This is a genomic window from Paenibacillus sp. FSL R5-0713 (assembly GCF_037973325.1).
Taxonomy (GTDB): Bacteria; Bacillota; Bacilli; order Paenibacillales; family Paenibacillaceae; genus Paenibacillus.
On the sequence record NZ_CP150229.1, the window covers coordinates 1,295,515 to 1,308,849 of the forward strand.

10 protein-coding genes are annotated in these 13,335 nt (G+C 49.0%); 6 read left to right on the forward strand and 4 right to left on the reverse strand.

What is annotated here, in order from left to right:
• Positions 1 to 123 precede the first annotated feature (123 nt).
• A complete protein-coding gene (locus tag MKZ12_RS05715; protein WP_339259254.1) occupies positions 124 to 1,443 on the forward strand; it encodes a glycoside hydrolase family 125 protein in 1,320 nt (439 codons plus the stop codon).
• 309 nt (positions 1,444 to 1,752) lie between these two features.
• Here the strand turns inward: MKZ12_RS05715 and MKZ12_RS05720 are convergent, their stop codons facing one another.
• Positions 1,753 to 2,808, reverse strand: a complete 1,056-nt coding sequence (locus MKZ12_RS05720) for a Gfo/Idh/MocA family oxidoreductase (RefSeq protein WP_339259256.1) — start codon at positions 2,806 to 2,808, stop codon at positions 1,753 to 1,755.
• A 39-nt stretch (positions 2,809 to 2,847) separates the two neighbouring features.
• Positions 2,848 to 3,735 carry a sugar phosphate isomerase/epimerase gene (locus MKZ12_RS05725; protein WP_076214488.1) on the reverse strand — a complete coding sequence of 296 codons (888 nt, stop codon included), beginning with the start codon at positions 3,733 to 3,735 and terminating at the stop codon, positions 2,848 to 2,850.
• A gap of 129 nt (positions 3,736 to 3,864) precedes the next feature.
• Between MKZ12_RS05725 and MKZ12_RS05730 the strand changes: the two genes are divergently transcribed.
• The gene (locus MKZ12_RS05730; RefSeq protein WP_339259257.1) at positions 3,865 to 4,761 is read left to right on the forward strand and encodes an AraC family transcriptional regulator; all 897 of its coding nucleotides are present in this window, start codon (positions 3,865 to 3,867) and stop codon (positions 4,759 to 4,761) included.
• Between the two features lie 270 nt (positions 4,762 to 5,031).
• Here MKZ12_RS05730 and MKZ12_RS05735 read toward each other — a convergent pair whose 3' ends face one another.
• The gene (locus MKZ12_RS05735; RefSeq protein ID WP_339259258.1) at positions 5,032 to 5,715 is read right to left on the reverse strand and encodes a serine/threonine protein kinase; all 684 of its coding nucleotides are present in this window, start codon (positions 5,713 to 5,715) and stop codon (positions 5,032 to 5,034) included.
• Positions 5,716 to 6,470: 755 nt separating this feature from the next.
• Here MKZ12_RS05735 and MKZ12_RS05740 point away from each other — a divergent pair.
• The gene (locus tag MKZ12_RS05740; RefSeq protein ID WP_339259259.1) at positions 6,471 to 7,388 is read left to right on the forward strand and encodes a PD-(D/E)XK nuclease family protein; all 918 of its coding nucleotides are present in this window, start codon (positions 6,471 to 6,473) and stop codon (positions 7,386 to 7,388) included.
• Positions 7,389 to 7,558: 170 nt separating this feature from the next.
• Here MKZ12_RS05740 and ald read toward each other — a convergent pair whose 3' ends face one another.
• On the reverse strand, positions 7,559 to 8,692 hold the full coding sequence (gene ald / locus MKZ12_RS05745) for an alanine dehydrogenase (protein WP_339240110.1): 1,134 nt from the start codon (positions 8,690 to 8,692) through the stop codon (positions 7,559 to 7,561).
• 189 nt (positions 8,693 to 8,881) lie between these two features.
• Here ald and MKZ12_RS05750 point away from each other — a divergent pair, with 189 nt between their 5' ends.
• The 3 genes from MKZ12_RS05750 to MKZ12_RS05760 all read left to right on the forward strand — a co-directional run bounded on the left by MKZ12_RS05750 (position 8,882) and on the right by MKZ12_RS05760 (position 13,290).
• Positions 8,882 to 10,552, forward strand: a complete 1,671-nt coding sequence (locus MKZ12_RS05750; RefSeq protein WP_339259260.1) for a PucR family transcriptional regulator ligand-binding domain-containing protein — start codon at positions 8,882 to 8,884, stop codon at positions 10,550 to 10,552.
• 172 nt (positions 10,553 to 10,724) lie between these two features.
• Complete coding sequence (locus MKZ12_RS05755; RefSeq protein ID WP_339240112.1) at positions 10,725 to 10,856, forward strand: hypothetical protein; 132 nt, start codon at positions 10,725 to 10,727, stop codon at positions 10,854 to 10,856.
• 364 nt (positions 10,857 to 11,220) lie between these two features.
• The gene (locus MKZ12_RS05760; protein ID WP_339259262.1) at positions 11,221 to 13,290 is read left to right on the forward strand and encodes a hypothetical protein; all 2,070 of its coding nucleotides are present in this window, start codon (positions 11,221 to 11,223) and stop codon (positions 13,288 to 13,290) included.
• Positions 13,291 to 13,335: the final 45 nt, after the last annotated feature.

A 13,335-nucleotide genomic window follows, 5' to 3' on the forward strand; every position in this document is an offset into this window, starting at 1 on the left:
GACACAGTACACTTACAAATAATAATGTTATTATAATTTATCATAACAAAAATAACAATAGTGTAGCGTCGCAGAGTCAATCTAAATCATTTCATATACTTGAATTTGAAGGAGACGACATCCATGGAACAGTTCAGATTACCGAAAATCCCTATGCCGCATCTGGAGTTGCCACAAGCTGTGCAGGATATTCTGACTGAGGCGGACGAGCGTTTGCAACATCGGCCGAGATTATTGACTCAGTTTCGTAATTGTTTTCCCAATACGCTGGAAACGACGACGAAGCTGCATGATGATGGGACAACCTTTGTGATTACTGGAGATATTCCTGCCATGTGGTTAAGGGATTCGGTAGAGCAGGTCATGCATTATGTTCCACTTGCGAAGCATGACGAGAAGTTACAGCGAATCATCGGAGGCCTGATCAAAAAACATACATTTTATGCTGATAAGGATATCTATGCCAATGCGTTCAATGAAACGGCGAATGGATGGCATTGGGATGCCAATGATGAGACGCAGATGTCACCATGGGTGTGGGAACGGAAGTTTGAGCTGGATTCTCTATGTTTCTCCATGAAGCTGGCTTATACATATTGGAGGGAGACGGAACTGACGGATATATTCGATGAGCGATTCAAGAAAGTGATGGAAAATATTGTAGACCTGTGGGAGACAGAACAGCATCACGGAGAGCGTTCATCTTACCGGTTCATGCGTCGCAATTGTCCAGCCCATGATACGCTGCGTAATGAGGGGTTGGGTATGCCTGTGAATTATACGGGGATGATCTGGTCCGGATTCCGTCCGAGTGATGATGCCTGTGATTTCCATTATAATATTCCGGCGAACATGTTCGCGGCGGTAACCTTAAGCCAGATGGGGGAAATCGCGAAGTGGGTGTTCCGGGATGAACAACTGGTGAGCCGGATGGCTCGATTGGAGGAAGACATACGACATGGCATTTCTCTGTACGGTACTTATCGTCATCCAGAGTATGGACAGATCTATGCCTATGAGACGGACGGTTACGGCAACTTTTGTCTGATGGATGATGCGGGTACGCCGGGACTGATGTCCATCCCTTATATGGAGTATGCTTCGGTGGAGGATGCTGTGTATCAGAACACACGCCGATTTATTTTGAGTAGGGAGAATCCGTTCTACTATGAAGGGAAGGCAGCCAAAGGGATCGGTAGCCCGCACACCCCGCCGGGATACATCTGGCACATGGCGTTATCCATGCAGGGTCTGACCGCAGACAATGACGAGGAAATGCTGGCCATGATTGAATTGCTGGAGAACACGGATGCGGATACGGGATATATGCATGAAGGCTTCCACGCCGATGATCCCAACACGTTCACCAGACCATGGTTTGCCTGGTCCAACAGCCTGTTCTCGCAACTGGTGTATAAGGCAATGAAGAAAGGGATTTTATAAATGATATATTTTTAAAAAAAGAGTTCTTACTACTCGTAAAGTGGCCGTTCCGGTTACGAATCGTTCTTTTGATCGCTGTTATCCCCGGATTTCCTGATCGACTTTTGTAAAGTCGAAATCCGGTGATAAAGGCGACCGCGTTGCTTCTTCAGAATCGATTTCGTTCCCTGCACTACTTTTACTATTGAGCGCGACTTTTTTTTGAACGACATCATTTTTAGAATAGGAGAGTAGGTAAAAAAAAGAAAGCCCAAACTGCTGAACTTTGCAGATTGGGCTTTGTTTCTACTGATAAACACAGGCGCTTTGCTATGTGTTTTTTAGCAGATCGGCGATGAATACTTTCTGGCCTGTGCGTGCGCTTTCGAGGGATGCGAGGACCATAGCCATGCTGAACTGGTTATCGCTGCAATCCGTTTCAGGCAATCGGCCTGATTCGAGTGCAGCGAACATGTCTTCGAGGCAGCCATGATGACCTGTTTTGTCCATGACAGGCAGTTCCGCTTCGATCCGCTCACTTGGCTGGAAAAAGGATGGTTTGCCGTCAGCATCCAGGCTTTGCGTAGCAACCACCTCAGCATAGATGTCATCATGACCATCCCAGATCGCAGTTCCTTTTTCACCCGTTACGCGCCAGCTTGCTTCCCATGATGTGGGTACACCCTCCGCGCACCAGGAACCGCGATAGTTGAATACGGACCCGTCAGACATCTCAAATATACATAACGCCATCGCATTGCCCTGATACCAGGAACCTGGAGGATTGAACTCATGGCAGTATACCGATACCGGGTTGGCTCCGAGAATATATCGTGCCTGATCAAACGTATGTATTGCCATATCGAGCAGCAGTGGGCTATCCATTAGATCCCGGAATCCGCCGAAGTGTGGCCCGAGGAAGAAGTCTGCCCCTGCGTAACCTACCTGCCCTATAGCTCCGCCGGAAATGAGATGCTGATAGGCGCGGATACGTGGATCGAACCGACGATTCTGCATCACGGCTTGAATATGTCCTGTACTGCGAGAGGTTTGCACAATATCTGTGCAGTCGGAGAAGGACTCTGCGAGGGGTTTCTCGCCAAATACATGACATCCCTCCTTCAGCGCTGTCATGGCAATGCCGTAATGACTCGCGGGAATCGTGACATCGAATACGATATTCGCGCCAGTCGCTTGAATGGCCTCGCGGATATCGGTGAACGTAGGGCAGGTGAGGCCGTGTCTTGTAGCAAAAGCAATGGCTGTCTGTTCATACAGATCAACCAGCCCGACGATTTCTGTATCCGGCCTTTGCAAGGCATAGTCCGCCCACGTGTTTGCCATGGCACCGCAGCCAGCGATAATTACCCGATAAGGATGACTCATCAGCTCATCTCCTTCGTATGGATTGTGTTGTGTAGTACTTTATACCGGATTGGGCACAAAATCGCCGCCGCGACATTGTTTCAAATACCGCAAAGCATGTACCTGTCCTGTCATTTCAAGTTCGTCTTTGTAGACGGGATCATGCCAGCCTTCAATATCAATCGTGCCTTGGTAACCGTTCTGACGCAGAATGGTGATAATGTCTGCCCAGTTGTTATCCCCGAAGCCGGGTGTACGGTGCCAGACAAATTCACGTGGGCCGTGTACGCCGTATTCCTTGACAATATCCCAGGCAATCGTGGCATCTTTGCCATGTACGTGGAACACTTTGTGAGCCCATTTGCGCAGCTGTGGAATCGGATCGATCAGGCTGGACATTTGGTGGCAAGGCTCCCACTCCAGACCAACATTTTCATCTGGGACAGCATCGAACATCATCTCCCAGGCCGTCGGGTTATGGGCAATGTTCCAGTCGCCTGTCTGCCAGGTGCCACCCATATCACAGTTTTCAAAAGCAATGCGTACACCCCGGTCTGCTGCCCGGCGTGCCAGTTCGCCAAATACTTCCTTGAATCGGGGGATGGACTCGTTAATGGGTTGATCGGTTAATCGTCCGGTGAATCCGGAGACGATATCTGCACCGAAGAGCTGTGCATGATCAATGACCCGCTCCCAGCTTGCTAGTGTATCGGCGTTGTCCCCGGCTCCCGTGAGCGGGTTACCAAATACACTCACCGCAGAGATGACAATACCTTGTTCATCCACGATTTCACGGACACGTTTGGCTGTCTCTGCCAGGTCCAGATCACCAGTGGTTTGCCAGAAGGTCAGGTTAAATGATTCGAAGCCATGTTGCATGATCTGCGGGATAACACGGACGGCGTCCTGCCCGCCTACAAGGGTACCGATGCGTAATGATTTATTCATGGTTGTATTTCACTCCAATATTGGCTTATAGTACTTCGTGACACACTCATTATAGCCGTGCATTAATGGGATGGCTCTACACAATCTTGTGTAATATTAGTCGGATCTTGTGAAGAGGGGGAAGAAGTCGTGCTGGATCTGAAAGCGCTTCACGAAAACACCCGAATTGACCATAAATCACATCCATTTCAACTGTTCCAAAATCGATGCTCAGATATGAAAGCGGAAGAATGCATTCTGTATTTGCATTGGCATGAACATTTTGAACTGATTGTCATGCGCAAGGGAAGTGCGCTGTTTCATATTGATAGCAAACCATATGTGGTTAGCGCAGGTGAGGTCATCATCATTCCTGGAGGCACGTTGCATGTGGGGTATGCCTTGGACGAGGGGGATGTGCATTATGATTCTGTTGTAGTTAACCGTGCGCTGTTCCATGATTTCACCCACGATCCCGTGCATGAGCAATATGTCGCGCCGTATCTGGAGGGAAGGGTGAGATTTCCGGTCAAACCGGCAGAGGAAAACATCGCCTGCACAGGCTATTATTCTTTGCTAAATGAAGCCGTGGAAGAAATGGCATTACAGCCCCCGGCTTATCAGCTCGTGGTGAAGTCCAAGCTGCATGCCTTATTCACGCTGCTTGCGCGAACCTTTATGCCGCAGCAGCTGCCGGATCGATCGGTGGGATCGTATTTTCCCAATCGCGAACGTTTCAAACAGTTGATTGCACAGATTGAAGCGGACCCCACAGGTAAGATGTCTGTTACGGAAGCGGCAAGCCATGTTGGACTGAATGCGTATCATTTCTGCAAAATGTTCAAAAAGCTGACCGGACGCACCTTTGTGGAATACGTGAATGGGTGCAGGATGAGTGAGGCCGAACAACTCCTGCAAGGCAGCAGTCTGACCATTACGGAGATCGCCGCCAGAGTAGGCTGCGACAACGCCAATTATTTTACGAAGTTATACAAACAGTACAAGGGCATGACCCCTTCACAGGGGCGGGGGAGAACAGAAGGTTAAGCGCAATTAGTATGCAATCATAATGGCAGTCTCAGATAAAAAGGCATCATGGTGTTTGTATTCCTATACAACTCGCAGTCATGATTATAAGCAGAAGCAGAGCGTACGGCAGTAATTACTGTACTATCAATGTACTAATCACCATACTCCATACTTGGACTTACATCCATGAAGAATAACCCGGATCGAGGCCAACTCAAGGCGTTCTTCCGGGTTGTTTGGATTGCAGAATCAGAATAAAAAGACAGTCCTATAATGTGTACAACGTACTCATTTCATAAATCTGGAGAACAATCTATTCGCCTTTTTGGAGAGATCGTCCATTTTGACATTGGCATGATCGAGCTGATTGTACCCCCATTTGATCGTCTGCAGCATGCGCGGAGATATGGGCGTTCCTTTGATTCGCGGATAGATGTTGTGATAGGCCCAGACGAGATGCTCCCAGCGATTGTCATTGCCGTCCTGAATGTATTCGGATACGTCAATCACTTTCCCGCGCCCGTTCTGAAGAATTACATTTTTTAAATGAATATCACGGGGGTTCAGCCCGCGGCTGCGAACGGCTTCTCGCGCTGCGTCCACATCGAGCATCACCTGCTCGGGGACGGGAATTCCTTTTTCCAAACATTCCAGCAGTGTATCCCCAGGTTCAAAACTGATCACGAGAATATTCCGGCCGCTGCCGTAATAGGTAGGGAAGTACGGCAGCCCTTTGAGCTGTTCGTATACCTGTTTTTCATTTTCGAGTTTGTCCAGAGCATGATCCGAGTACACCTTGAAGGCATACTGCGGCAAGCCGTCATACGTAAATACAGCCGCGTCCGTACCTGTGCCAATGCAATTCAATCCTTCTGCATTGCCGATGATGTTCACGAGCTCATTCCGGTCGCTTCCGATGACTTGGATCTGTTGTAATGCTTCTTCCGCCTGGAACCAATCCGGTCGATTCATGGGTGGTGCCCCCTTTTAGGATATGCCTGTACAGCATTTGCGTATAAGTTAAAATCGTGAATGATTGGTAATGGTACACTGAGCCACTGAGCCATTCCGTGCACAGCCATATGAAGATAAGCATTTTTTAACGAACCGTATAAGTCTTATTTCGCGTACATCGGCAGATCTGAAAATGTAACGAATCGGAGACACTCTATTGGCTCGTTTACATCGTATAAATACGTGATTTAGCCGAAATAAGACGATATAGCGTGACTGGAGTTCGTTAGATGGTGTAAAGCCCTTTTATCCAAGCAATAAGGTGTAGCAGATTCGTTAGCATTCTTGATCACGATTGCGTTCGATCACAGCAGCTTCGATAATCTTCAAGTCACAGGCTCCCCGGGTTCCCTTAATTAGAGGGTTAATGAGAAGGAAATCTGCCGTGAGGTATGCTTCCACTTGGACCTTGGACCCGGCTTCTTTACTAACGCTGCTGAGGCGTAAAATAAGCTTCGGACGCTGTAGCTTTTTCACAAAAAGTTGTAGCTCTGCATTTCAGTTTTACTGCCCTCTATGAAGTATATTATGCGTTCTGCTCCGCAATTTCATCTTTTGGTGATGTTAATATATAAACGATACGGATCGAATCGGAAACGGTTGCGTCAGAAGAAAATAACGGAAGTGCGCTTGCGGCAATGTTGCCCTGGCTTTATACTGTGAGCATTAAGGGATCTCATGCAGATCCGGCATACAGAAAGGCAGAAATCCTTATGGCACAATACCCGCAATGGTCTTATTCGCAGTCGCGGGCGAGTATGTTCGATGAGTGCCTGCGCAAATATTATTATCATTATTACGGTGCCCATAACGGCTGGAAGACAGACTCTGCTGATGAGATGCAGGTTCGTCTGTACCGTCTGAAACAACTTAGTAATCTGTACCTAGTCTTCGGAGACCTTGCGCATCGGATGTGTGAGTCGGCGGTACGCAGCAGGGAAGAGGGCAAGGATAAGCCGCGTGAACACTTTCTGGAACAGACGATACGCAAGCTGCTGAATCAGGCATATGTGGAATCAATGGATGCGGATCAGTGGCGACTGAATCCCAAGAATCGCACGATGCTGTCCGAGATCTATTACGGGGATGATACGTTGAATGACCGAATCGCGACGATCAAGGAGCGAGCTTCGGCCTGTGTCAGTAACCTGTACCAGACGCTTACGTGGGAGGACTTGTCCCGGGCAAGCACGGACATTCTGGAGATCGAGAAATGGGATACCATGATGCTGCACGATACACGCGTGTATGTGAAGATGGACTTATTGTATCGGCGCAGTAACGGCAATATTGTCATTGTGGACTGGAAGACGGGCAAGGAGGATGACTTCTCTGATCAGCTCATGCTGTACGCATCCTATGTAAGAGAGCACTACCGGGTTCCTTTGGAGCAGATTGAGCTGCGAGTGGAGTACCTGTTAACGGGAAAACACCGGGAGTTTACAGCCACAGAAGAGGATATCCGCAAGGTGGAGGAGAACGTGGGTCGTTACATTGAGGAGATGCGATCCTGCGTGGAGGATGAGTATTACAACCGTCCAAAGGACGTCAGCTATTTCACAGCGATGCCTTCGCACCGGTCCTGCCGGGATTGCAACTTCCGCGAAGTATGCAATGAACGGGCAGTCTGAAGCGCCATAACCGGATGAACATAAGACAAGGCCTTATCCGAATTGATCTATTTTATATGTGGCAAAAAATCAAGAAGCGCGAGCCGGGTACAACATCTGCCCGACTCGCGCTTCTATTGCGTTCCACAGGCCTGGCGACATGGCGCCGGGGTGGAACGATCCTATCCAGATTATTGGACAGCGGCGGCATTCTCCAGCGCCTGGCCCACAGGAACATAGGCATGCCCGAGATCCCGGGCAACCGCCTCATACGTGATGTGTCCATTCAGCGCATTGACCGCGCTGCGAATGGACGAACTGCCGCGAATCGCGGCGGCTGCACCGTGGTTGGCCAGCTGCAGCGCATAAGGCATGGTGGCGTTGGTCAGCGCCACCGTAGACGTACGCGGCACAGCGCCCGGCATGTTCGCCACCGCGTAATGCACGACGCCATGTTTCACATAGGTCGGTTCATCGTGGGTGGTGATATGATCAATGGTCTCAACGATCCCGCCTTGATCAATCGCCACATCCACAATGACCGATCCCGGTGCCATCGTCTTCACCACCTGCTCGCTGACTAGCGTTGGCGCCTTGGCGCCCGGAATCAGCACCGCACAGATCAGCAGATCTGCCGCCGCAACAGCTGCCGCAATGTTGGACGGGCTGGATACCAGCGTGTGGATCTGATTGCCGAAGATATCATCCAGCTGGCGCAGTCGATTCAGATTCAGATCGAGGATGGTTACATCCGCTCCAAGGCCAATGGCAATCTTGGCTGCATTTGTACCCACCGTACCGCCGCCAATAATGACCACTTTCCCCCGACTGACACCAGGTACACCGGACAACAAAATGCCCTTGCCGCCTTCGGTCTTCTCCAATAGCTGTGCTCCGATCTGGGAGGCCATGCGGCCTGCAACTTCACTCATTGGAGTTAGCAAGGGAAGAGTACTATTAACCTCCAGTGTCTCATAGGCAATGGCTGTTACTCGACTTGCAATAAGCGCTTTTGCAAGCTCAGGTTCCGCTGCGAGGTGCAGGTAGGTGAACAGAATCAGCCCCGGACGAAAATATCCATATTCACTGGCAAGCGGTTCTTTCACTTTGATGATCATATCGGCCTCGGTCCACACGGACTTGGCATCAGGACGAATCTCGGCGCCCGCAGCTTGATATTCATGATCCGTGAATCCGCTGCCGATTCCCGCGCCTTGTTCAATCATCACCTGGTGACCAGCTCTGATGAAATCAGCAGCCCCGGCCGGAGTCATTGCTACACGATTCTCATTGTTTTTGATTTCTTTGGGAATTCCGATTCTCATCACCATGCACCTCGTCCATTTATTGGTTGTTAGCTTATACTACAAGTTTATGACTTGCATATTTGTTTTGCACCAGACTTGATGTCTAATTTTTAGAAATAGTACTCAACATATTGTCGAAAAAGACTATTCAGGACATTTGTCCATGGATTATAATGTAAGAAATAATAACACGAAGAGGGATCACCATTGCAAAATGATCGCGTGTTTACGATTAAAGATATCCTTGCACGTCCGGTATTCGGCCGAGCGCGACTAGCGGCAGGGAAGGATGGAGTGAACCGTCAGGTTGGCTGGGTTCATGTGCTCGAGATTACGAATGTATCTCCATTTGTAAGCCCCCATGATCTTATTTTATCCACTGGACTGTGGCTTCAATCGGAAGAAGGGCGTGAAGAGTATCTGCTCCAGCTCATTGGAAGTGAGGCAGCGGGGTTATGTGTGGAGTTTGGTACCAGCATACACGGAATCCCGGAAGAACTGATTGAACTGGCGGACAGACACGAGTTTCCGCTGATTGTATTCGAGCAACCAGTTCGTTTTGTCGAGATCACACAGGATATTCACTCTCTGCTCATTAATCATCAACACCAGTTGCTGAAAAGTCTAGAAGCTTATTCAAGACAGCTTCAGCAACGAACATTACAGAGTACGGATATGTCTGCTGTGCTGAATCTGCTGCATGAGTATGCTGCCAAACCGGTAGTGTACATTTCGTCCATGGAGCCGGGCAGTTTTGTGCCCGAACTTGTACCGGAGGTGGAACAGACCATCTACACCTGGTATGAGCAAGAGGTAGAACATCTGGATTTGAATGATTCAGATACCGAATTATGGTTCCATATGGATGAAGAGAAAGTTCTGCTGTGCCATCCGGTCGTCTGCTTCGGCCAGGTTTTTTCTGCTGTAGGCATGATTGTGCATCCGGCAGCTCCAGTGGAATATCTCAAGCTGCTGCTTGACTACACCGCGAAGGCAGCGGCAGCACTCACACTTCGTTCCCAGTTTCTTGAAGAGAAGATGGTCCGCAATCAAAATGAACTGATCCAGGATCTGATGAATGGCAACATCCAGCAGGAGGACCAGGCTCAGACTCGAATGGGGCTTCGATTGCTGGTGAAGGGACAGTACTGGTTCGCAGGTGGGGTCATCGAGATTGAACATCGATTGAAAGGCACAGGCCGGGAGCGAATGGAAGCGAATCATCAGGATGTTCTTGTCCTGCTTCGTTCCCTGCTCAAGAAGAACAATCTGCCTAGCCTGATTATGCTGAAGAACAACCAGGTATATCTGTGTTGTGCCAAGGAAGCGGTATCGGGTGCTGCACGTCATCAACTGCTGCGATTGCTTGAAGGGATTGCCCTGGACGTGAAACGGTTTGCCAGTCGTAACTTGAAGCAGGTTATCATTCATGTGGGAATTGGCAAGTTCCGCAGCCGTTTGACCAGTCTACCGGAGAGCCTTCAGGAAGCCTATCAGGTCATCGAAGTTTCGAGGTCGGTAGATCAGATGGAACATGTTCACTTTTACGATCGTATGGGTATATATCAAATGTTAAAGGCATTGCCCCAGTCGTTCCTTCAACCCTTTGTTCAGGATCACCTGGGTGTCTTGATTGAACATGACCAAACGCATCACCTGCGATTGGTAGAGACATTGGATGCTTACCTGCAGAACTTTGGTTCCAAACGGGATGCAGCCGCCCAGTTATTTATTCATCGGCAAACGTTGTACAACAGACTGGAGAAGCTGGAAGAACTGATGGGGCCAGATTACATGGATCAAGGGAGAAGAATCTGTCTGGAGATGGCGCTACTGGCACACGCGATGATCGAGAATGGACAGTGGCAATCCTCTTGATGCGGTGAAAGGGATGCAAGACAGACTGTGCATCGATTTTACATTACTTTGTGCACAGTCTAGCAGTTTTTACTAATCCGCCGGGTATGTTGTAATGAAACAGGCAGGCGTTGCAGGGTGGAAGTGGAGCGCCGGCCCCGATAAAGCTTCGTTTGACCAGAAGATGGTGCTAGTGATAATGAAGAGGGAGCAGCCAGGCGATACGGGGGTGATGACCGGTCGGGGCGTCCGTCTGTTTCTGCTTCAATGGCTGCCGCTGAAATGCCGCTTTGGTGCAGCCACTCCTGAAGTCGTATTGGATTGATTCCGAGTTGTCCGCTCAGATTACAGATATCGAGGTTTATTCTCACACAAATCCGCCTTTCCTGGAATATCGGGCTGGTAGTAGGGTTTGAAAGGGAAGCATGAATTCGAGATCAGTAAATGCTCATGTACATGGTAATCGTAACTTGATCGGCGGAATGATCCATTATATTGAGAAGTAGCGCGGAGGGGGTTATGTATACCCTGTTAAATGTTCTCCTATCCGCTTTTTTGATAATTCCCTATAAATTGGCTTTTAACAAGATTCTATCACTTCACATGAAGCTGTGCGTCTCAATATAGTCTCAATTTTGGTGAAAAAATAAATACATTAAAAGTACCAGTATCTAGTACGGAGGACATATATGGGAAACAGTAGTGAGGCTCAATATGACGAGTATGTTGAGGATGGCAAACGTTTTGTTGGTCGAATCAAGGAACTGACAACACTGGAACGGTGGTTCAATCATCCAGAAGCCCCATTGACCATATTTTCAATTACCGGCATGGGAGGTATCGGTAAATCTTCATTGCTTTCAGAGATGTTATCTGTCTCTCGGAATCGAGGTGCGACAGCAATCTGGATGGATGGCCGATCATGTGGTGGGACACCTTCCGTTTTTATGGATTATTTGTCCTCTACATTAGGATTGGAAACATTGGATAGTGAAGGATACCCACGGCCATTGAGTCTGCTGAAAGACACATCAATCGAGAAGCGAATGGTCCTTGCAGTGGATAATTATGAAGAGCTGGCTCTGTTAGAAAGTTGGTTTATGGAAGTATTTGTATCCAAACTTCCGTTAAGAGGCATACTTGTCATTCTTGCATCACGCCCGGAATTGGCATCCACTTGGCGGACACATCCCCGATTGCATCAGCGATTTATACAGATGCGGCTTCAACATTTTACAGTTGATGAGATTACGGAATATATCATGGTGGCAGGCTCTCTGAATCAGGGCATGGCAGGCACCATTACGAGAATGACCGATGGGCATCCACTGGGTCTGGCCTTAGCTGTAGAAGCTGCGGATCAGAGAAGGAATCTTCCGCAATCCGAATGGGCTGAACTGTCGCATATGATCAGTGCTCGATTATTATTGGAACTGACTACACCTCGTCTGCATCCCATGGTAGAGGTACTAACATTGCTTGAGACAGCCAATCAGGAATTGTTATCGTCCGTACTGGATATGATCGTGACACAAGAAGAGTACCACATGCTGAGACAGATGTCGTTTATCCGTTCCGGCCCGGATGGTCTTGCCCTGCATGATATGGCCAGGGTACATCTGCTCCGGGACTTTCGCCAACGTGAGCCTCATCGGCTGCAGACCATGCGCATCAAGATTGTGAAATTGCTAAAACCACTGCATGAACAGGCGGGACTGCATGAGCGTCGCCAGATCGCACGGAAGATGCTGTTACTGTGTCAGGAATCCATGCTTCAATACCGCAAGTACGCGGATGTGTCCCGTGATTCCTTGTTCTCACCTCTGGAAACGATGAGAAGCGAGGATCTGCCAGCTCTGCACAGCCTGTTACAACAATGGTGCGAGTACAGTGTGGAACCATGGCAGGCTGTACCCTATGGCCCCTTCTTGGATGAACTGGCACACCGTTATCCCGAAGGAATCGTATTAATGCGTGACAAGCTTGGGGAGACAATCGCCATGTTCATTACAGTCCTTGTGCATAAGGATAGTAGTGAGCTGCTGTTAAAATATTTTCCGAATGAGATGTATGAATGCTTCACACCACAGGAGCTGGAAAATGACCCGGATCAGAGTGATACGCACTTTGCCTTGCTGGCTGCCGCAAGAGATGATGTGCCTGGTTATACACGGGAAGAACTCGTTGGATACATGACACTGGACCGACTGGCTCTACTGGGTGATGGTGCGCGAGCGATGCTCGTCGCAACGAATCCTCATCTGAAACTGTTTTTGCAAAGTATTGGATTCCAGATGCGAAGAACAAGCACCCGGGTCTGCGACAGCTTTGAGCATCAGGCGGACGTACTTGAATTGGATTTGCGTAGTGGGCAATTCGGACAGTGGGTCATGTCTCTGCTTGATCCGGAAGCAACAGAGGATCGGATACAGCCGGAAACAACGGATGCAGATGACTCAGTCTGGACTGAACAGGATGTTCGCAAGATGTTGGGATACCTTCGATCTCCTGGAGAATTACATGAATACGCTGGCAGAGTTACAGGAGTAAGGGATGGTATCCAATTACAGCTGTATGTCATGGATTTGTTGGAAGGCAGAGTTCATGGTCTGTCCCCGCAGGATCAGATGCTGTTGTACGCGGCCTACTGGACGCATGCTGGCAATCCAACTGCCGCAGCCAAGACGTGTTCCATGAGTCGGGCGACCTTCTATCGCCATCTTAGAACAGCGCTGACTCGCTTGGCGCGGATTTTGTAGGTAGCTGCCGTTCCATCCAAACCGTAATTACGACAAGAAGAGGTG

Coding starts and splice junctions, on each gene's coding strand:
- MKZ12_RS05735 (WP_339259258.1), bottom strand. CDS start 5,715: ATGAATCGACCGGATTGGTTCCAGGCGGAAGAAGCATTACAACAGATC.
- MKZ12_RS05760 (WP_339259262.1), top strand. CDS start 11,221: ATGGGAAACAGTAGTGAGGCTCAATATGACGAGTATGTTGAGGATGGC.
- MKZ12_RS05740 (WP_339259259.1), top strand. CDS start 6,471: ATGGCACAATACCCGCAATGGTCTTATTCGCAGTCGCGGGCGAGTATG.
- ald (WP_339240110.1), bottom strand. CDS start 8,692: ATGAGAATCGGAATTCCCAAAGAAATCAAAAACAATGAGAATCGTGTA.
- MKZ12_RS05715 (WP_339259254.1), top strand. CDS start 124: ATGGAACAGTTCAGATTACCGAAAATCCCTATGCCGCATCTGGAGTTG.
- MKZ12_RS05720 (WP_339259256.1), bottom strand. CDS start 2,808: ATGAGTCATCCTTATCGGGTAATTATCGCTGGCTGCGGTGCCATGGCA.
- MKZ12_RS05725 (WP_076214488.1), bottom strand. CDS start 3,735: ATGAATAAATCATTACGCATCGGTACCCTTGTAGGCGGGCAGGACGCC.